Annotated in this window: 11 protein-coding genes and 7 pseudogenes; 6 read left to right on the forward strand and 12 right to left on the reverse strand. The window is 65.0% G+C overall.

Translation table 11 applies throughout. From position 1 onward, the window contains the following. Positions 1-503: 503 nt before the first annotated feature. Both ABT085_RS02105 and ABT085_RS02110 read right to left on the reverse strand, forming a co-directional pair. Positions 504-1,937: a GH1 family beta-glucosidase gene (locus tag ABT085_RS02105; RefSeq protein ID WP_351600575.1), complete on the reverse strand. Its 1,434-nt coding sequence runs from the start codon at positions 1,935-1,937 to the stop codon at positions 504-506. Between the two features lie 61 nt (positions 1,938-1,998). Beyond that, positions 1,999-2,103: pseudogene (locus ABT085_RS02110) on the reverse strand (carbohydrate ABC transporter permease); the annotation flags it as partial. 286 nt (positions 2,104-2,389) lie between these two features. On the opposite strand from ABT085_RS02110, the gene ABT085_RS02115 reads away from it, so the two are divergent. Next, positions 2,390-5,752 carry a lonely Cys domain-containing protein gene (locus ABT085_RS02115; RefSeq protein ID WP_351600577.1) on the forward strand — a complete coding sequence of 1,121 codons (3,363 nt, stop codon included), beginning with the start codon at positions 2,390-2,392 and terminating at the stop codon, positions 5,750-5,752. A 136-nt stretch (positions 5,753-5,888) separates the two neighbouring features. Then, positions 5,889-6,143, forward strand: a pseudogene (locus ABT085_RS02120) (transposase); the annotation flags it as partial. Between the two features lie 23 nt (positions 6,144-6,166). Here the strand turns inward: ABT085_RS02120 and ABT085_RS02125 are convergent. Continuing rightward, positions 6,167-6,439, reverse strand: coding sequence for a hypothetical protein (locus tag ABT085_RS02125; RefSeq protein WP_351600579.1), 273 nt, complete (start codon positions 6,437-6,439; stop codon positions 6,167-6,169). Positions 6,440-6,780: 341 nt separating this feature from the next. On the opposite strand from ABT085_RS02125, the gene ABT085_RS02130 reads away from it, so the two are divergent. Beyond that, positions 6,781-7,143, forward strand: coding sequence for a HesB/IscA family protein (locus ABT085_RS02130; protein WP_351600638.1), 363 nt, complete (start codon positions 6,781-6,783; stop codon positions 7,141-7,143). A 969-nt stretch (positions 7,144-8,112) separates the two neighbouring features. Here ABT085_RS02130 and ABT085_RS02135 read toward each other — a convergent pair. From ABT085_RS02135 to ABT085_RS46610, 7 genes and pseudogenes are all read right to left on the reverse strand, one after another. Beyond that, on the reverse strand, positions 8,113-8,622 hold the full coding sequence (locus tag ABT085_RS02135; RefSeq protein ID WP_351600581.1) for a hypothetical protein: 510 nt from the start codon (positions 8,620-8,622) through the stop codon (positions 8,113-8,115). After that, a complete protein-coding gene (locus ABT085_RS02140) occupies positions 8,619-8,858 on the reverse strand; it encodes a hypothetical protein (protein ID WP_351600582.1) in 240 nt (79 codons plus the stop codon). The genes ABT085_RS02135 and ABT085_RS02140 overlap by 4 nt, the downstream gene beginning before the upstream one ends. Positions 8,859-8,995: 137 nt before the next feature. Next, a pseudogene (locus ABT085_RS02145) lies at positions 8,996-9,649 on the reverse strand (IS5 family transposase); the annotation flags it as partial. Positions 9,650-9,881: 232 nt separating this feature from the next. Beyond that, positions 9,882-10,280: a hypothetical protein gene (locus tag ABT085_RS02150; RefSeq protein ID WP_351600584.1), complete on the reverse strand. Its 399-nt coding sequence runs from the start codon at positions 10,278-10,280 to the stop codon at positions 9,882-9,884. Beyond that, positions 10,277-10,774: pseudogene (locus tag ABT085_RS02155) on the reverse strand (transposase); the annotation flags it as partial. The gene ABT085_RS02150 and the pseudogene ABT085_RS02155, both read right to left, overlap by 4 nt. Beyond that, positions 10,772-11,053: pseudogene (locus ABT085_RS02160) on the reverse strand (IS21 family transposase); the annotation flags it as partial. The pseudogenes ABT085_RS02160 and ABT085_RS02155, both read right to left, overlap by 3 nt. 78 nt (positions 11,054-11,131) lie before the next feature. Beyond that, positions 11,132-11,284: pseudogene (locus ABT085_RS46610) on the reverse strand (transposase); the annotation flags it as partial. Positions 11,285-11,716: 432 nt separating this feature from the next. Here ABT085_RS46610 and ABT085_RS02170 point away from each other — a divergent pair. Further along, positions 11,717-12,097, forward strand: coding sequence for a hypothetical protein (locus ABT085_RS02170; protein ID WP_351600586.1), 381 nt, complete (start codon positions 11,717-11,719; stop codon positions 12,095-12,097). A gap of 303 nt (positions 12,098-12,400) precedes the next feature. Here the strand turns inward: ABT085_RS02170 and ABT085_RS02175 are convergent, their stop codons facing one another. After that, entirely contained in the window at positions 12,401-12,607 is a 207-nt protein-coding gene (locus ABT085_RS02175) for a hypothetical protein (RefSeq protein WP_351600645.1), read from the reverse strand. Between the two features lie 38 nt (positions 12,608-12,645). Between ABT085_RS02175 and ABT085_RS46615 the strand changes: the two are divergent. Beyond that, positions 12,646-14,254 (forward strand): annotated as a pseudogene (locus ABT085_RS46615) (ISL3 family transposase). An 892-nt stretch (positions 14,255-15,146) separates the two neighbouring features. Here ABT085_RS46615 and ABT085_RS02190 read toward each other — a convergent pair. Further along, entirely contained in the window at positions 15,147-17,453 is a 2,307-nt protein-coding gene (locus ABT085_RS02190; protein ID WP_351600594.1) for a hypothetical protein, read from the reverse strand. A gap of 2,217 nt (positions 17,454-19,670) precedes the next feature. On the opposite strand from ABT085_RS02190, the gene ABT085_RS02200 reads away from it, so the two are divergent. Then, on the forward strand, positions 19,671-20,165 hold the full coding sequence (locus ABT085_RS02200; RefSeq protein ID WP_351600596.1) for a GTP-binding protein: 495 nt from the start codon (positions 19,671-19,673) through the stop codon (positions 20,163-20,165). The last annotated feature ends 331 nt before the right edge of the window (positions 20,166-20,496 follow it).

Genomic DNA, 20,496 nt, shown 5'->3' on the forward strand with positions numbered 1-20,496 from the left:
AAGCGGGGGGCGGAGTTCGCGCGGTCCGCGTCGACGATCTGCCCAGCCTCCACGCCTTCGTCAACAGGCTCGAAAGGGATCTCGCTGCCGTCACTGCCGGCCTGGCGCCGCCCTGGAGCTCCGGGGTCGTCGAAGGTCACGTCGCCCTGTCCGAGCCGACGGCCTCCCGAGTTCAACGGCTTCGAGCATGTCTCGCATGCAATGGATGCTGATCATCAGTCCACTGGGACGGAAGACGTGCTGACCCGGCCGGTCGGACTCCGACGGCCGTGGACGCTGCGACGCCGTCGACCGCATCAGCCAGTGCGTCGGCTGCCGGCGCAAGACCCGCCTCCGGCACTGGGCCCGAACCCACACGCCACGATTCGGTACCCGGCGGGCTCCGCCTAGGGACGAGCGAACGCGACGGTGCTGTGAAGAACCCGTTGGCGGCGGACGCCGGGGACGGGTCCAGGTCTGTCGATGAGGCCTGGCGCCAGATCGGCACCAGGCCCCAGGCATTGTCAGACTGCGTCTGGCAGTGCGTTCTTGCGGATCACGTCGCTGGCTTTGGGGATGCGGCGCTGCGTCAGGTAGTCGACATAGACGGCGCCGAAGCGCTTCGAGTAGCCGTAGGACCATTCGAAGTTGTCCAGCAGCGACCACAGGAAGTAGCCGCGGACATCGGCGCCGTCGGCGATGGCCCGGCGCACCGCGTCCAGATGGGCGTGGAGATAGGCGACGCGCTGCGGGTCGTTGACCTTGCCCTCGGGCGAGACGTAGTCGTCGAAGGCCGCGCCGTTCTCGGTGACCATCAGGGGCAGCCGGGGGTGGGAGGCCGCGAGGTCCGTCAGCAGTGTGTGCAGGCCGCTGGGGTCGATGGCCCAGTTCATGGCGGTGAGGTTGTCGTTGGCGAGGTGGAAGGCCACGTGGTCCGAACCCGTCCACGGCGAGTGGTCGCTCGCGCCGTGGCCGTCGTTCTTGGTGGTGGCGGCACCGTCGGCGGGGTGGGAGACCACGGTGGGCGAGTAGTAGTTGACGCCCAGCACGTCGATGGGGCGGGAGATCTCCGCCAGGTCGCCGTCGTGGACCAGCTCGTCCCAGTCGACGATGTGCGCGGTGTCCTGGAGGAGGTCGGCGGGGTAGGTGCCGTCGAGGATCGGGCCGGTGAAGACCCTGTTGCCCACGGCATCGATGCGACGCGCGGCATCGGCGTCCTGCGCGCTTGAGGTGAGCGGTCGCACCTGGTGGAGGTTGAGGGTGATGGAGGTCTGCGCGGACGACGGGAGCGCAGCGCGCAGTGCGCCGATCGCCAGGCCGTGGCCCAGGTTGAGGTGGTGGGCGGCGCGCAGGGTGGCTGCCGGTTCGGTGCGCCCCGGGGCGTGCACGCCGGATCCGTAGCCCAGAAAGGCCGAGCACCACGGCTCGTTCAGGGTGGTCCACATGCCGACGCGGTCGCCCAGGCCGTGGGCCATGATGTCGGCGTAGTCGGCGAAGCGCTGCGCGGTCTCGCGGTGCGGCCAGCCGCCCGCGTCCTCCAGTTCCTGGGGCAGGTCCCAGTGGTAGAGGGTGGCGACGGGGGTGATCCCCGCCTCCAGCAGCTCGTCGGTGAGGCGGCGGTAGAAGTCCAGACCGCGTTCGACGGCGGGGCCGCGTCCGGTGGGCTGGACCCGCGACCAGGAGATGGAGAATCGGTATGCCTTGAGGCCGAGGTCCTTCATCAGGGCGACGTCGTCGCGGTAGAGGTGGTAATGGTCGGCGGCGATGTCACCGGTGTCGCCGTTGCGGACCTTTCCGGGGGTGTGGCTGAAGGTGTCCCAGATCGACGGGGTGCGCCCGTCCACGGTGGCGGCGCCTTCCACCTGGTAGGCGGCTGTGGCCGCGCCCCAGACGAAGTCCGTGGGGAAAGCGGTGACCGAAGCCGGGTCGGTGTGGGTCTCGGGCTGTACGGCGGTCATGGTGAACGGCTCCAAAAAAGGTACGGATGGTGGACCGAGGGTTCGGTCGATGACCCTGGTGTCAGCCCTTGACGGCGCCGGCCATGATGCCCCCGACGATCTGCTTGCCGAAGATCACGAAGACCAGGAGCAGCGGCAGCGTGCTGATCAGCGCGCCAGCCATGACCCCCGATGGCACCTTCCGTGATGACCGCCCGGCACAATCCACTCCCGTGGCGGTGAGGGGTGGCACCAGCACGATGCAAAACCGTGAAGTCATCGACTCCGGGCGCACAGCTGATCGCACGGAAGGGGCTGGTCGCCCTTACGGGCAGGATTGAAGCACGAAAGACGCCCAGCTTCCGGAACGGCGGAAATTATCAGGAATTTCAGATATAATCCGGCGAAAATCTGCGGGCTCTTTCGGGCGCCGTCCGGTGCCGGTACATAGTGACTCGCCGGCCAAGGAGGCGATGATGAACATACAGAGAAAGATCTGCTTTGTTCCCCCGCCCGGAGCTGACGTCTGGCAAACCCTGGCACATATACGCCAAGCCGTCGACGTATATGAAGGTGCCGCCAAAAAGGCGATCATGGGGATGACGTCGGAACAAACACTGGAAACCTTGCGGCTCGTCCCCTCGCACCATGTCACCACGGCCGCCGCGACCCCTGGCGGCCTGGAACGCCTCATCGCCAGCCGCACCACGAGCACCGAACCGACAGCTGAGTGGTTGACCTTGCCGGAAGGGGAGGTCAATCCCGAGCTGCAAGCCGTTGGCTCGCCCGAACGGACAGAAACCGATGCTGTGCAGGGGTACAGGAGGAATTTTCCTTCTCACTCCGGGAAACAACCTCCCGGACAACAGGGCGCAGAAATCGCTCATCACATCGCCAATCGCGGTGAGTCCGACGGCCCTCTCGAGGGAGTTCCCCTGATCTCCGGGGAAACCGCAGCCACCGAACGGTACGACACCATACTGGATGCGATGTCGACGGCCCTCCATGGCAAGCCGGCCAATCAACATGAGGACTATGCGAAGTGGATAGCTTCTCTCGAGGGCCTGGAAAAAATCTGGGACACCAGAGCTGGAGAGTTCGACCCCTATGTTTGGACCGATCAAGCGAAACTTCGGCCCGACGACGGCAACTCAGATCATGAGCTCTTGCTTTCCTTGATGAGCACATACAGGGAAGTGGAGGCGGAGGGTGGCGCGATAAGTATCGCGAAAATCGCAGCCAGGTATATCATCCAGGATCTGAAGGCCCTGGACTCGAAATTCACGGTCGGTGATCCAGAAGACAACGACTGGATTGTCCGCAACTGGGATACCGAACTCGACGAACTCGACCTGGAATGGGTCGGATTTTCAAAAGCGGACGGCTCCTTGATCGACGGTCGCAAGACTGTAGCCCAATGGGATGGGTCAAAAATCTATGCGGTGCGAACGAGGATGGACGAGGGGGGTCTCATCTCGGTACGTACAGAGCGAGGCACCATGAATGTGAACCGGTGGGTATTCGCTGAAATCCTCAAATGGGACCTGGATAATACTCTCGATCGCTTGGACGTACCGGACGCACCGGAAATACCTATTGTTCTGGCCTTCTCTCACGCAGGTTCCGGAGGACTCGAGCTTCCTCGCACGGTTGCCGCCATCACAGGCCGGAAGGTGTGGGCAGCCAGTGGCGAAGTCCTCGTCACCAAAGATCCCTTCCCTATGCTTGCCCTGATCGACCATCAATCCATCGACAGGACCCGGGGTGAGTGGATCGAATCCGGCCCCTACGACTTGCTCCAATCGCCGGCGGGCTCGCCTCTTCTGATGGCCACCGGTCATGTGCGTACCGCCGACGGCGACGAAGTAGCCGATGAGTACATTCACAGCCACACAGTCATCGACGGAATCACAAAGGAACTCGTTGGCCGCATGTCCTATGCGGCCTCAGGCGATCTCGCCAGGGTGCGAGAAATTGCCCACGCAAGATGGCGGAACATCACCGACTCCGGGCTTGAAGATGCCGACGGTAAGGCAATAGACCCTCCGCAGACCGCGCCCGTCCCCTGGCTGGGCCAAAAGCCATACTTCTTCTCCGCCCACGGCACACCGGGTTTCGCATACCTAGCGCAGCGCGATGGCAGCACCATCCACCAAGTGGACGGTAAGGAACTCGGCGGCTACCTGAAGCGCCGCCCCAGCTTCAGCCAGAACACGAAACCCCTGGTACTCCACGTCTGCTTTGCGGCTGCTGCCCCCATCGAGGGAGGGCTCGACAATGTGTCCACCGCGCAGCACGTGGCCAACGCGACAGGCCGTAAGGTCTTCGCCCCCACGACGGAGGTCGCGGCTTACACCGACGGGTCGATGGTGCTGACCGATAACAGTCCCGACGGGAAGCCACCGCGGTGGGAGGCGTGTCTGCCCGAACCGGAGGGGGTCGAACTGGACAGTGTGGCTCGCGACGCCGGACTCCACAGGGGCACGGGTCGCGCTGATGACACGGTTCGTGCCCAGACTCTGCGCGGAGTCCGAGCCCTGCGCCAGGTCTTCGGCTACAACATCGGTCAGGTGCCCCGCGATTACGCAGCTCTACTGCGTGGTGCTACGGCCGTCGAAACGATGTGGCGCGGGAACGGCCTTACTGAACCGTTCTCATCACAGAAGCTTGAAAACATCCTCGACGGATACGTGCGAACCGTCCTGGGTTCCGGCAAAGTCACCAGCGAACTCCGCAAGAGGGCACTGCTGGCCGCCGCCAAGGACCTCAGCGGGGGCCCCAGAGAACGGCAGCGTCCCCAATCCACGCACAACAGCCAAATCCCCAGGTCCTCGGCTGCCCCGGTTCGTAGGCCGAGCCCGAACACGGTAAAACCCACCAACCGCATCTGGGCCGAGTTGATCAGACAGGCCGACCAGACACGCTCGGCGCACCATCTCCCCAGCGCTGTACGCAACCAGAACGCGAACTCACGCGCCAGCACTCAGATCCACCCCTCGGCCACACACATCCAGCGCCACAGGGCTGCGCCCTCGCAGGCACACGCCAAAGGCTCTCACGGCGCATCGAAGGCGCACCTTGACGCCCCACTGGGCTGGCGCAACCCGCAGACCCTCTCCGAAGGAGGGCTGGAACGGCCAGCGCCCGGCAGGGAACTCGAAACCGATGTCGACAGGAGCCAGCGCCCCGCAGCAGTGAGAGGGCTAGCCAGCGGCAAGCCCGGTGAATCGTCCCGGAATAGCGCGCCGGATGTCATCGAAGCCGCCACACCGGCTCCAGTACCAAGCGCGCAAGAATTGACAACTGCAGAAGCAGCCGCGCCGGCGGCGGTCGCTAGCAACGGTGAGCCTGCAACACACGGGAGGTCACAGTCGCTCGGACCGGCCGAAATCGAGAAGATCACTGTCCCAAAAGCTCCCGGAATTGCTTGGGGAGAACCTTGGCGGACTCTGCCGGTGGCGCCGGTCCTGCACGAGATCAAGTTCCGCCTACAGGGCCTGCTCGGCGACCAGGCCACCACGCATACCATGGCACAACTGGCCGATCTACTGAAACAAACGCCAGCCGGTACCGACGTGGCGCGGGAAGCACACACCGGACTGGTCAATCGGACATTCGGTGAACTCGCACAGTTGGCAGCCCAGCACATCCGCCATCACCTCGATGACCGCAGCACTTCCCGCAGCGTCCTGGGCATGGCCAACTCCGATTTCGTCCTCACCGCCATCCAGGACCTCTACGTCGGGATTACGTTCGCCCAGAAACTCGCCGACGAACTCAATCACCGCATTATGCTGGAGATTACAGCCACTTCGCGTCTGACCATCTGTCCTTGAGTGGACGTTAAGTCCGAACTTTCTCGGTTCTTGATCACTCGATCGTGGTACTCACCGCTGCGCAGTCGCGCGCTGGGCATGTCCATGCTGATATGCGGGCATGGAGAGACAGCCGTACCCCAGTGACTGATCTGACGTGCAGTGGGCGTTGATCGAGCCGATGATCATGGCCTGGAAGCAGGCGAGGGTGGCACGGTCAGCGACGGGTGATCCCGGGTCCTGCGACCTGCGGGAGGTCGTGAACGCGATCTTCTATCAGAATCGGACGGGCTGTCAGTGGCGCTACCTGCCCCATGACCTTCCCGCCCGGTCGGCGGTGTTCTACTACTTCACGCTGTGGCGTCAGGGCGGGCTCGACCACAGCTGCCACGCCGAGAGACGCGAACATCGCGCCCCTTCGGGCAGGAATGAGAGTCAATACGGCATTGCTTCATACGCACTCGGGGATATTCGGGTATTGTGAGGAGATTTGACAGCCGGAAGAATCCCGCCCTCGCCCATCAGCCGCAGGTCGCCGGCAGCCGTCTTCTCCGCCGCAAGCGCGGCCAGCTCCTCGAGTAGTTCGACCGACAGACCGTTCTCCGGCACCGGCATCGACTTCACACCGGAACCCTCAGCAGCCTCATCAGTCCTGGCAAGCGAAACACCGTCGACCAGCCCGATCGTGTGACCCGTCGTCGTACCCATCAGATGACTCCTTCGTGGAAGGAACCCACCTAATTCATGACACTCCCGATCACCTCATCGAGAAAACTTAAGGGCAGAGTTCTTGCCTCTTAGGCGCATACGACGTGCCCACGCCTTCGCGGACGAGGGACGCGTCATAGAGTTATTGCCGAGACAGGCCGCACAAGGCCATGAAAGGAACCCGGAGTTCGCGGACTTATCCTTCAGGGAAACTTTCCAGGCGATCGCCATTTCAGAGGCTACCCATTGTATCGCCGATGACATCAATTCGCGGCCTCGCAGAATTCGATCAAAGGAACTAATTCGTGACCGTTTCGGAAGCCCCTCAGCCGGACGCAGAAATGACAACTCGACCCGACGCGATTGCGATGAACAGCAGCGATGTGGTCCGACTCACCGACGAGGCGGCCAAGAAAGTGAAGGAGCTGCTCGCAACAGAGGACAGGTCCGGTCTCCGACTACGCATCACGATTCAGCCTGGCGGGTGTTCCGGGCTCAATTACCAGCTTTCCCTCGACGACCGGACGCTATCCGGAGACACGCTCATCACATTCAACGGATTTGAAGTGGCTATTGATCAGGCGAGCAGTTCATACCTGAGAGGCGCAGAAATCGACTACGCCGACACAAGCGATCACCAGGGGTTCACCATCGACAACCCCAACATCGCCGGATCGTGCGCATGCGGAGATTCTTCCCATTAGATTACTCGGCAAGGCCATGCCGCCCATGTCCGACCGATCTTGGACGGCGAACCATCGTCGATTCCCTAGACATCGACTGCCGCTGCGCAGGGGCGTGCACTTGCCACCTGGCCATATCCTGCTGGACAAGCCGCAAAACATTGCCGATCACACCTGCTGAACCAGAGGATTCATTCACACCTGGGAGTGGTAGCTCATTATCCCGTACGGCATACCGCCACCGATCGAGTGCCACGCTCCTCGCAGCACGGATCCGGCCGGAAACCCGTGGAACCGCCAGGTTGTGCGTCGGTTCTGTGCGGGACAATCGACTTATTGACGGACGTCCGATGGTATGTGGTGCGGGCATGATCTGATTTCATGTCGCGGTTCGGGTCTCACCTGGTAAGGGGCGACAAGATGGCTGGCCTTCCCAACGAAGTGGTGTGCTTCACAGTGCCCTCGGAGGTTGCACACGATATATGGGGACTGCCCGGTCCCGGGGCTCGGGTGGCCGCTCTCATCGCATACTTCGAGATGCAAGAGGGAAAGCGGCCGGTGATCGACCCCTCTGAATCCCTTCCCGACGAACACAACAGCGCAGCCGCACAGGCAAATGAGTCCGACGTCGTCGCCGAGACCCAACCTGCATCAGGTTCCAGGGAGGCTAGACCGGAGGAGCAGTCTCCGAAGCGGAGCAGCGAGGAGACGGTGAACGGGGAAATACTCGACGGGTTGGGAACGCCGGCACTCGAAGCTGCGCTGTCTACCTCGCACAGTGCTCTCTCTGGGGATCCGACAGCGGTCATCGCTCATGAACAGCAGGCGGGACCGGAGCCTTCGGTAGCCGCCAACGAGCAATCTACGAGCCCAGCACAGACCATGTTGGGAGGGCCGTGGCTTCTGCCTGTGCGGGCAGTCCGGCACGTGGTCGGGTTGCTTCTACACGACCTACTCGGTGGCGAGGCAACCTCGCGTGTTGTGTCAGAACTAGGCGCGGTGCTCAAGGCACCCCGGGCTGACACCGCCAACGCGCAGAAGGAACACGCTCTCCTGGTCGCCGAAGTATTTGCCCCATTCGTGACAGCGGCCGCCCATCATATCCATCACCACCTCCGCACCAATCGCCCTCATGACAAACATCTGGGCCTGGACAACTCCGATCTCGTCCTCACCATCACGAACGAGGATCCCCAAGTCGTCCTCGTGTTCACTCAGAAACTCGCCAACGAACTCGACCATCGCGTCAAGGTCCAACTCACGCCCCAGGACCGCCTCGTCATCTGCCCCGACAGCCCTGGCGGCTCGTGATGACGAGCCGGCCAGCCGAACGCAGAACCGCGTGCCCGACCTGGCCGACAACGCGTTCGCGCGAGTGGCCTGCTCGAACTCGGCATCGGTCACCGGCCGCTCCAGCCAGCGGTAGTAGGGTTGTCTGGCGAGCTTCAGGACCCGGCACGTCACCGTGACGGGCACACCGTCTCCGGCCAGCTCTTTCACGAGCGGGTAGATCCTTTTCCCGGCAGATGCGCCTGCGACAGGTAGGCCGCGGCCCGGCGCAGGACCTCGTTCTCCTGCTCCAGCAGCTTGATCCGCCGACGTGCTTCCCGCAGTTCCGCGCACTCCTGGCTGGTCACCCCAGGCTTGGTCCTGTCATCGATGTCCGCGCGACGCATCCATTTCCACAACGTCATCGCGTGGACACCGAAGTCGGCGGCCACCTGCTCCACCGTCACGCCCGGACCACGGTTCCTCGCGACCCGCAGCACGTCCTGGCGGAACTCTTTCGGACAAGGCTTTGGCACAGCGACATCCCTCCCCACCCGCCCTACAGGGCAAGCCAGTTCAGATGTCACCCAATCGTGCGGCAGACCCATCCGCGAACTCCGGGGTTTCTGTTGACGACTTCGACGTCGATTCCAAGGCGTGCGCCGTGCTCGTCGACGGCGTTCTTGAAGCCGGTGTCGACCCAGCTTTTGGCGATGGTCGGGTAGGTTTTGTTGGCCTGGTCGAGCAGTCGTATTCCCAGGGCGTTTTTCGAGAGGCTGGCGGCGGTGACGGTCACGGCGGGGATGAGGCCGAGTGTGTCGGTGAGGATGCCGCGCTTGCGGCCGACGATCTTCTTGGCGGCATCGGTTCCCTGGCTGTTCAGGGGCGCATTGGTGGAGGTCTTCACGCTCTGGGTGTCGATCACGGAGGCGGTCGGTTCGGGCTTGCGTCCGTCCTTGACGCGGGCCAGGCCGGTCAGGTCGTGGTTGAGCTGGGCGAGGGTTCCTTCGTCGCGCCAGGCGGCGTAGTAGAAGTAGACGGTGCCGTGCCCCGGGAAGTCGTGCGGGAGGTACTTCCAGGGGATTCCAGTGCGGTTGATGTAGAGGAGTGCGTCGAATACGTCGCGTAAATTAACCTTGGCCGGCTGCCCCGTCGGCCGGCGTTCGAGGCGGGCCTTTCTCCAGGCCGTCGACGTCGGCTCGATCAGGGCCCATCGGGCGTCGGACAGGTCACTGGGGTACGGCTTGCGCTCGCTCACGCCGTAGCGCGATCACGAGGACGGCGGAGGGAAGGTTCCGCTCGAACCCGGGCGGGTCCAGGGCATTTTCAAATTAGACGGGTTTCCGGGTATGGAGCCGCACGAGACGGACAGCCGAGTGCTGGACCTTGCAGGGAACGAATAGCCTGCACGTGGTGAAGACAGCCAAAGCGGGGCATGGGTAAAACCCGCATACCGGAAGAACTCTATGTGAACGCCCACTCGGCGGTCGTTAAGTCCGTTTCTGGTAGCGGCCTCGTCCGGGTTGGGTGAGGAAGCCTTGGCGAGTGAGGTGTCCGAGGCGGCTGCGGGTGATGTTGACGGATGCCTCGTCGGTAGGCATGCCGAGGAGTTCGTGCAGCTCACGGGCTCGGAACTCTTGGTCGGGGTGCTGGTTGAAGGTGTTCACGATGGCCTGGTACGCGGTGTTCGTCTCGGGTGGTGCGGGTTGGCTTCCAGCCGGTGCGAGTTCGGCGATGACCTTCCGGGTGGTGGCCAGGTCCGCGAGTCGGGCTTCGGTCTCGGCCAGGGAGGCGGTCAAGTGCTGGATCTGGCCAGGCAGTTCACCGGCCCGGGCTGCGGTCTCGTCGTGCTGGGCCTGGAGGTCGGCCAGGAGTTCGATGACGTTCACGCGGCCAGCCCGAGGGTGTCGCGCCAGGCCGGACTCGGTGTGGTGAGGCGGCGGGCCATGTTCGCGATCGAGGCCCAGTAGACGCGCGAGGTGGAGGTGTCGGGCCGGTGGTCGTACTCCCGGGCCAGACGCCGGTGCAGCATCAATGTGCCGTTGACCTGCTCCACGATCTACCTCTTCGGTTGAGGGACGAAGCCTTTGCCCTGGTCAGCCGGGTTGCGGCGGACGACTTCGACGTCGATGTCCAGCAGGGCACCGTGGATGAGGACCTCGCCCTTGAAGCCTTGGTCCACCAGTGCCTTCTCCAGGCGCATCCCGCACCGCTCGGCGGCCTGGTCGAGCAGGGCGGTGCCGGCGGCGTTGTCGTGGGCGGACGCGGCAAGCACGACGACGCCGATGATCAGCCCCAGAACGTCGACGGCCAGTCCCCGCTTGCGGCCCGACATCCTCTTGTTGGCGTCCAGCCCCGTCGTGGTCCTCGAGACACCGGCGGCCTCCCAGTTCACCCGCCGCGTGGTGCCGAAGGCGACGGTGAAGGGCTCCTTGGGCAGCGGGTGCAGCCGTTGCTGTTCCTTGAGCAGGGCCTCGGCGGGCTTGCGGCGGCTGGCGCGGCGGACCCGGTTGTTGACCGTGTCGCAGAACTCCCGGCAGGCCGATCCGAGTTGGCCCATCGTTTTGTATTGGGGCAGTAGGTTCGCCGAGGTGGGCACCAGGTCCGCCTTCGCGATGCGGACGGTCGCTTCGCTTCCGCCCTTGGTCTCGGGATCCGCCGGCGGGTTCCGTGCTCCGCTTCGGTGGAACACAGATACCTGGGTCACCGTTGCCGTTGATGAGCGACTGCGGTGCCGTGTGGCCCAGCAGCTGCTGTGCGCCTTCGCTTCGCTGAGGGCGGTTTCGCACAGGTTATGCCACACATGCCGCCTGTCCGCGACCTGGACCGCGTCGGGCGGAACGGGGCGGATGGCCTCGGCGTAGGTGGCTGAGCCGTCGCGGCAGACGACCTTGCCGCACCCGCACACGGACCCCCCGTCGCCCTCGGGCACCGTCCGCCAGTGATAGCCGTGCACACACCTGCCAGACCGCGGTGTCCAGCGGCGTCCGGGCCCGCACTACAGTCCGCTCACCCTCGTCGGCCACATCCTCGACGACCAGCGGGGACAGACCCGAAAACACCGTCTACACAAGAACGTTGACATCCATCACATGGAAGTCAACGACCTCGCAACTCTCCATTATCAAATCGCATGTGAGACAGGGTCGTTCCGTGGATTCGCTGCCGGTGACGGAAAGGCAGAAAGCTGCGTCAGAAGGGCAGTTGAACTATCCGCGCTCTCAAGGACCCTCCTAGACTCCGGCAGCACGAGGGCCAACTGGAACGGCCCAGATTAGAGTGCCCGGACGACAGCCTTCGAAGGCACTCATCCCGGAGGACATAAGTGCGTTTTCTCAAGAATGCCAAGCGGGCTGCCATCGCCGCAGTCATAACCTGTGGCATGGCCACCGGCCTGCTTGCCGGCACGGCTACCTCGGCATCCGCGTCCACGATCCAGAAGCAGTGGATCCAGCTGTGCGCCCAGGGCAACTACCCTGCCTATCTCTCCTTCCCCTGGCGTGGGGGTTATACCAGCACGATCGTCTCTCCCGGACAGTGTCAGTGGTGGAATGTCCCGTCCGATCACCGCTGGGAGCCGGTTGACGTCGTAGACGCCTGGTCGGGCGCGACCGTCGGCACAGCGTGGTACAACGGCGACGAGTCCGGACTGGGCACAGGAGCAGAAGGGTGGGAAGGCGGCGACCAGTGGATCCAGACCTGGTAGCCACCCACACAGGCAGAGCTAACCGGGCACGGACCGCCGCAACACCCACCTGCCCTGTCGGAACGGCGTAACAGGTCACGCACAGGCCCGGCCGGGGGCGTCCCGGCCGGGCCTGTGCCGCCGCTGCGGTTGGAGGCCGTGGTGGACGGCGCTGCGCGCTTCCCGGGTTCCGGCCGGTATTCGCCGCATCAGACCGAGGCGTCCGATGCGCCGGTGTGTCGGCGACGGTTGAAATGAGGGTCTGGCTCACTTTTGGTGCTGAAGTGACGGAGGGTCACCGCTGGTGTCGACGCCGGCCCAAGGTCACGCGGCCAGGAGGACGCGCTTGCGCAGGAGGTCCAGACCCGCTCGGCCGAACATCTGCCGCTTCAGCATCTTGATCCGGTTCACCTGCCCCTCCACCGCCCCTGAACTGAACGGCAACGTCAGCCCCGCCGTCACCGCCCCCTGATCACCAACGACCCCATTCACGAACGAAAGCAGTGGCTTCCGATCGGATCCGTTGATCACCGCACGCCTGGGAGCCAACCCTGTGAGCATGCTCGTCCGTGAGGGACGTGGAGTGGGGGGACGCACTGTTCCCGCAGGTAGATGGCTTGGCAATCGAGGAGGTCGAGCTCGGCGAGGGCCACGTCCGCGTCGCCGCCCGGGCTGTCGCCTCGCAGGCGGTCTGCCCGCAGTGCGGTGCGGCGTCCGGGCGTGTCCACAGCGGTTATGAGCGTCGGCTCGCCGACGCGGCCGTGGGCGGACGACCGGTGGTGATCCAGTTGCGGGTGCGGAGATTCCGGTGCACCGGACGCTCGTGCCCCAAGAGCACCTTCGCCGAGCAGATCGCCGGACTCACCTTCCGGCACGGCCGATGCAGCGCACGCCTGCACGCCGTCCTGCAGGTCGTCGCGCTGATGCTGGCCGGCCGGGCCGGCGCCCGGCTGGCGGGCGTCCTCGATGCCGCTGCCAGCCGCTCCACACTCCTGCGACTGATCCGGGCCATGCCCGATCCGCCGACAACTACGCCCAGAATTCTAGGTGTTGACGACTTCGCCCTGCGACGGGGCCACGTCTACGGCACCGTCCTGATCGACATCGAGACCCGCCGGCCGATCGACCTGCTGCCCGACCGCGCGGCCGCAACTCTTGCCCGCTGGCTTGCCCAACACCCTGGTGTCGAGATCATCTGCCGCGACCGGGCCACCGCCTACGCGGAAGGCGCCCGTGAGGGCGCCTCGGACGCCACGCACGTTGCCGATCGCTGGCATGTCTGGCACAACCTCGTCGAGGCGGTCGAGCGCTGCGTCACCCGGCACGCCGCCCACCTGCGCGAACCCGAACCACCCCCGACTCCCGAGGCATCGGCCGCCGCCCTTGCCGAACTGGAGAAGATCGCCATGGCGGGCCAGCCGGCCGGCACCGCCCACCGGTACGCGGACCGGACCCGCGAGCGCCACCGGGCCGTGTGCCCTGGTCGACCAGGGCCGCCCGCAACGCGCGATCGCCCGGGAACTGGGCCTGTCTCGCAACACCGTCGGCCGATTCGCCCGCGCCACCATCTGGCAGGAACTGGTGACCGGCAAGTGGCAGGGCCTGCCCAGCATCCTCGATGACTTCAAGCCCTACCTCCACCAGCGCTGGAACGAGGGCTGCACCACCGCCGTCACCCTATTCGAGGAGATCACGGCCGCTGGCTACCGCGGTGGCCTCACCGTTCTACGCGACTACCTGCGCCCACTGCGGTCAGGCGCCCCGCCCCGCGCAAAGGTCCGGCCACCCTCAGTACGGGAGGTCACAGGCTGGATCACGCGCCACCCCGACAGCCTCACCCCGGAGGACACCCTCAAGCTCAAGGCCATCCTCGCGCGATGCCCCGACCTCGACGCCACCGCCGACCACATCCACGTATTCGCCGAGATGATGACTGCCCGCACCGGCCACCATCTCCCTGGCTGGATCGAGAAGGTCCAGGCCCAGGGCCTACCCGAACTGCTTTCGTTCGTGAATGGGGTCGTTGGTGATCAGGGGGCGGTGACGGCGGGGCTGACGTTGCCGTTCAGTTCAGGGGCGGTGGAGGGGCAGGTGAACCGGATCAAGATGCTGAAGCGGCAGATGTTCGGCCGAGCGGGTCTGGACCTCCTGCGCGAGCGCGTCCTCCTGGCCGCGTGACCTTGGGCCGGCGTCGACACCAGCGGTGACCCTCCGTCACTTCAGCACCAAAAATGAGCCAGAACCACATTTGCACCGTTAACGCCACAGGGCATGCTCTTGGGGATGCCGAGGCGAGCGGGCATGGGACCTGGTGTGCGAAGACGTCGTGGCCGGCGATGGCGCATAGGAGGTCGGGGTTCCTCCTGGGTTCCCGGGCAGGTCGTTGGTTGCCGGTGTGCTCCACGAGAAGTCGATTTCGTGTGACATCACGAGGAATGCCGCCGTTGCGATCACAGCGCATACGACGATGGCCACTCCTCCAAAGGCACTGCCCTTCGGACGCGAGGCTCGCGTTCCCGTCGGACGACTGTGTCTGACTGCCGTCTTCGGGGCGTTCCGAGTTCCGGCTGGCGGAGCCGTGGCACCGGGCAGGCCGGAGGTCTTTCGTTGCAGCGCGGCCTGCACGGCGACCTCGACCTCCGACTTCCTTGGCGGCTCGGTTACCAAAGGCACGGTCTGTCCGCTGCTGTCGGTCGCCGTAGCAGCTGCCTCGGCTGTGTCAGGAGCCTGCGCATTGAGCGCGGACACAGGCTTCACCTTCTCCATGGCCGCGTCGGGGTGACGAACCCTGGTGACGTCTGGTGCGGCGGTGGGCAGGGGGTCCCCGTGCTCACTGGTGGCAGCTTCGGGACGTACGACCGAGGAGGTCGGCTCGATGGGCAGGTCGGCCTCGGTGGGCCTGATGGTTGGGCGCTGGCTCTTCGCCACAGGCTTCTCCGCGGAAGCCTGAATGAAATCCGGTCCAGGATCGCCTACGGCGGCCGGCAGCCAAGTGGCTTTCCGAATGGTGACCGACGGAGCCGGAACCTGCTTGTTCTGCACGGACATGGGTCCTGCCTTGTCGTGTTCGTCAGCTCGATGGGCCTATAGGTCCCGCGCAGCGTTCCGGCCATGTGCCGGGGCCGGAGTCGATGCGGCCCGCGAGCGCCTGCTCAAGGCGGGCCAGCGCGGTGTCGTCGGCGTCCTCGAGAGTGCTTTCGCTGGTCGCGGTGTGCCTGTCGGGCAACTGGCGGAGCAGGATGAGCGGGTTGCCGCTCTCCGTGCGTACATCCAGCACCCGAAACTTCGTGCCCGGTACGAAGACGACCTCGTTTCCGCCCCCTTGCAGGGCGCGCACGCTGCGGCCCGTGATCGACCAGATCGCGTATGCCGCACCCGCTACGACAGTCGTCTCGAGAGAATCCAGCAGCAGACCGCTGACCGGCGCCGCGTCGGTCAGCAACTGACCGGGACGCGTACTGTGGGCCATGTTGATTCCGTTCGCTCCGCGAAGAACCAATCCGCGGTAAGGCGGCAACCACTGCAACCCCGACGCCAGACAAGCGGCAAACGGCAGCAGGCGTGTCTCGCCCGTTCGCAGCGGCAGGGTGAGCTCGTCGGACTGCTGGAGGTACATGCGGACGGCTACGAGATCGTCGTGGACGGCCTCGTTGTCCTGTCCCCATAGGCCAGGCAGAGCGGTCAGCGCCTGGGCCACGGCGGTGCTGTGCCGCTCCCATGCCGTGCCGGCAAACATGCGCAGGGCTTTCCGCTGCTCCGGATTGCTGAGATGACGTGGTCGCAGCTTCCGTGTGCCTGCCGCATGTTGCCGTACTTCGTCTGGGGGGAGCCCCGCCGGCGTTGCTCGGGATGCTGGCAGCGCTGTCGGCAGAGGGCCGCGGAAGGGTGGTGCCACGACCGGGCCGGCGGTGCCGGCGTCGGCCACGGCGACCGGCGGTCTGGGAGACCTTGGTGGCGGCGAGTGCTGCGGTGTGGGTCGCGTAAACCGGATGACACGCAGGCCGTGCTCGGCTGCCAATGCGCGCAGCGCACGGCCGCCATCGGGCGTGGTGGCGTGAACGTGAAGTGTGGTGAGGGCCCGGAGGCCGGGGGACAACGTCGCGAGTAGGCGGGACAGTACCGGCCACAGCGTCGAAGTGAGCCGATCCCCGGCACGGCCGATATCTATGACAGGGCCGTCACTGGTCACGGGGCGGCCTGTGTGCGGTATTGCGGAGCCGGGACCGCCAATCCACAAACCGGCCCTGGTGACCACCGCGTGCCATTCCGGAGACAGCGGGAGAAGTCCTTCGGGAGACCCGGCGTCCCCGCTTGGGGGTGCGCCGACCTCTCCGAGGGGCGTGAACCAGCGTGACAGCTGGGGTGGTTGAGGGCGTTCATTCTCACCTGCGGGAGAGCAGACCACTGCGTCGACGAACGGCAGCCACTGGGGTGCCTGGTCGGCACCGAACAGTACCGACCGGACGCCGTAGCGGCCTGTTGGGCCATCGGCGGCGAACAACGGCAAACCTGTGGTGACTTCGACCTCGGTGTCCAATGCCGAGGCGAGCGACTGTGCCAGGCGCAGCAGATCTGATCTGCCTCCCGGGACAAGCCGTACGCTGGCGCGCGCCTCGGCGTGCAGAGGACGCAACAGCTCGACGATGTCCGAGACCGCGACGTCCTCTCCCCATGGGACGCCAACGATCACGGCAGGCCGCCTGGGGTCGACTGGAACGGCGTGGAACACGTCACCAGGTTGAGGGGGAACCGAATCCATGGGGCGGATCAGCAGCCCGGCCGGGATCTGGTCGACCACGCACCCTGCCACTGCCTTCGCGGAGATCTTGCGGAGGGCGGGCTGCCATCGCGGCGACGGCAGGCGTGGCCCGAGCGGAACCGGTTGCCGCCCTGGTTCAAAGCGGAACCATCCGTCGGTGCCAGGCGGGACGAACACCGAGCCCCCCGGCACCACGAGCGCCGCTCCGTCGGGAGCCTCGACCGTCAGATTCCACATCTCGGCGATCCGTCGGGCCGTGGCCGCCCGACCGGGCCGGTCATCGCCCGCACCCGCCATCACCAATCGTATGGAACGGATGCCGTCCTGCCGGACGGTGTCCAGAACCTCGCGGAGCTTCGTCCACAGAGCGTCGGCCATGGTGCGGTCCACGGCGGCGATGATGGTGGTCGTGCCGTCATGCGAGACCATGGCGCGGGACAAGTCGTTGATGTCGGCCGGGTCCAGGCTGTCGTCGGTGGGCAGGCGGAGCAGAAGAAGCCCGTCGTAGTCCTCGACGACTACACGCTGCGCACTGACGTTGGTCCCACCGGACCGACTCTGGGGCGACGCGGAACCGGCCTTGGCCCGCCGGGCGAACGCGCCGGTGAAACGGCTCATGCGGTGTTCCCTCTTCCGCCATCCGTGATCGCGTTAGGGCGAGGCCGGTCACGGCCGTCGATGTGGTACTCGCCGGTACTCCCGCCCGTGAAGGCGGATGTCCCGGACTGAATGGCACGACACAACAGGAATGGCCGTCCTGCGGCTCGCGAAGGATGTCTGACCGGGTGACGCCATTGCGGCACGCGACGCCTGGCGGTGCCGGAGAGTGACGGGAAGACTGACGCAGTCGCAGGTATTCCATTACCCGTGGCGGCATCGGCTACATTTCCGTCCGGCGGAGGGCACGTTCGTGGTGATGGCAAAGCGCCGCGAGGCGGCCGGGGATGAACCACTGCGGCGCATCGTCCTGCCGGTTCCGGATGTGGCGAGCGGCCGTTTACGATCACGCCGAGCCGCCGATCCGGCTGAGGACGAGTGCCCGCTGCGGCATCCTCTGGCGTTGCGACCGGGGCCAAGATGTCAGTCATGCCGTTCCGTCCGACGTGATCGTATGGCATGCGGATTCTATGACGACGTTCAATGAGGCCCTGTCCGCGCCCTTGTTCGTCAGCTGTGAGCCTGCCGCCTGCGGCGCTCCGTTTTGTGGGGCGGTTGGCGACACTCCGTGGCCGGACGGGCATTCGGCGCACGGACTTCGCGCCAGCACCCGTGTAGTTCCTGACAGGCCGGCGTACGCGGTCATGCGCTCGCTCGCGGTCTTGCTCACTGAATTGGAAGCGGCCCGGAACGTCCGTGCACAACCGGATGCGCCTGAACCGGTCTTGACGGCGACGGCGGCCTTCGGTTCACGGAGCGGGGATATCAGCGGAAGCGCCAACCGTGCGGGGGTGAGTCTTCCACTCGCCCGGGGAGACCGTCTGCGGCGTCTTCCCCAAAGGGCACAAGAACTGCACGTTCGCTCAGGCGGCATGCTGCGAAGCTGTCACAGCAGCGATGAAACAAGGCGCCGCGGCGTTCGCGTGTGAGATCGAGGCGGTGGGGTGCAGACCTCTGTCTGCCTCCGGGCCACCGGGCAGAACGGGCCGGACGAGTGGGTCTTTGGTACCGCGATCCGAAGCCGTGATGTCCCACCGATACTGGTCTGACTTCGACCGTCCCAGGGTACGGGCGATACTTATCCAGCGGATTTAATCGCTATATGCATATAGCGACAGTTTGGGCGCAGAGATGGAGCGGGCTGTTGTGGTTTCCATATGTCAGCCACATGCCGTGATTGAGTGAAGTGACGAGGTGTTGGGCTGCGAGGATGACCACAGTGAACGGGAAATCGGAGCTTACCCTGACTTCGAGTCTGGTGGTTTCGGGTATACGGCTCTCGCGAGCCCAAGGGAACCCTTGCGTGGCTATATTTTGCAGGAACTTATCGGCAAGTTCGGTCAGTAGGATCTCGCGCCGATCGAGGTCGCGCTCGATCGGGTCGGGGGATTCAAGCGATTGTGTAAGCCGCCGTAGAACATCTCCGATTGGGTCACTCGGGCCTGAATTTATTTCGACGGTTGTGATCTCTTTGGAATCATCTTCCGCGTGTGCCAGATGTGGCAAATTGATCATCCCTGGAGTAATGAAGCGACCTCAGTGTCCGGTCGGTCCATGTCGATGGCGTTTTGAGCGATTAATTGACCCACGGGTATTCGGGGACGGAAGTCCCATTGACGCGTGTCTGCGGCCGCAGGGTGTCCTCCGAATCTTCATGCACTTGTGTACCGATCCCAGAAGGATCTGTCCACTGTGAGACTCCAACGTGAGTGTCCCTGTAGTCCACCGATGTCAGGACGAGAACCGTCAGCTTCTTACGGCACCGTCCTGAGTTGGTGCGTGATAGGGGGTGAGGGCGCGGTGGAGTGGCGTGTGGTGGATCGCTCGGGTGCCGTCGGACACCAGACCGGCGGTGGCACTGCAGGTGGCGGGCAGCTTGTCTGGGCAGTGCCCTTGACGGTGTTCTGCTCCTTCTTGCCGGAGACGAACGCGGCGCCGTCCGCCGCGGCCTGGCCGGCGATGGGTCGGCGGACGTGGATTTCGGTGGCGTCCAGGCCTGGTTCGATGACTTGGGCCTGGGCGGGGCGCAGGCGAACACGTCGGCCGGTGCCTGTAGACGCAGGCCAGGCCGGTCGAGGGCCGCGCAGCTCCGCTGAGCCGGCCAAGTACGTCTTCCTTCCCGACAGCGCCGCGGGTAAAGAGTGGACCGGCCGACGCCGAACAAGAAGGCAAGACAGCGTGCGGGAGGTCGTGCCGCAGGTGATCCCCTTACACACCGAGGAAACCCTCACCCACTCGAGCATCGGGATCGACGACACGTCAGGGGTGGAGCTGAAGGACACGACCACGGTCGCCATGGACTTCGGCCGCATCACCATCAACGACAGTCTCGACTTGTTTCTGTTCGGAACCCCGGGGCAGGATCGCTTCTGGTTCATGTGGGACGAGCTTTCCGCCCGAGCCTTGTGTGCCGTGGTGCTCGTCGACACTCGGCGGCTGACGGTGTCCTTCCCGTCCATCGACTACTTCGAGCGCCGCGGACTGCCGTTCGTGGTCGCCGTCAACTCGTTCGCGGGTCCTCGTGCGTACCCGGTCGAAACGGTGCGAGCCGCGCTCGACTTGAACAAGGACGTCCCTGTCCTCATCTGTGACGCACGGCAGCGCCGATCGGTGAAGGAGCTACTGATCAACGCCTTGGAGCACGCGCTCGCCATTGAGGAACGCTCCTCCTGAGCCAGGGGCGACGATGGCCGCCGGCCGTTCCCCGTGAGTACTTCGACCCTGTCTCGTGGCCGACACGACGGTCGACCGGTCTCTGTCTCAGCGGGGACGGTCGCCTGCGGTCGTGTGACGGCTGTCCGCGAAGTCCCCGTAACCGATCCAAGTAGGGTCACGTCCGTTCGGAACTCACCAACAGGGGCGTTCGCGGTCAGTTGGCGCAAGCCAGACGGCTGATGAACGTGCGGGCAAGTTCGAGTTTTGCACTCGAGGGCAATCTTCTGGCCCGGAAAGACCTCATGCGTACTCGTGACCTGAACAAGAGCTGCCGCCCATTAGCATCCTC

This window comes from Streptomyces sp. NPDC002265 (assembly GCF_040296125.1).
GTDB lineage: Bacteria > Actinomycetota > Actinomycetes > Streptomycetales > Streptomycetaceae > Streptomyces.

Coding starts and splice junctions, on each gene's coding strand:
- ABT085_RS02115 (WP_351600577.1), top strand. CDS start 2,390: ATGATGAACATACAGAGAAAGATCTGCTTTGTTCCCCCGCCCGGAGCT.
- ABT085_RS02125 (WP_351600579.1), bottom strand. CDS start 6,439: ATGGGTACGACGACGGGTCACACGATCGGGCTGGTCGACGGTGTTTCG.
- ABT085_RS02105 (WP_351600575.1), bottom strand. CDS start 1,937: ATGACCGCCGTACAGCCCGAGACCCACACCGACCCGGCTTCGGTCACC.
- ABT085_RS02130 (WP_351600638.1), top strand. CDS start 6,781: ATGACAACTCGACCCGACGCGATTGCGATGAACAGCAGCGATGTGGTC.
- ABT085_RS02190 (WP_351600594.1), bottom strand. CDS start 17,453: ATGAGCCGTTTCACCGGCGCGTTCGCCCGGCGGGCCAAGGCCGGTTCC.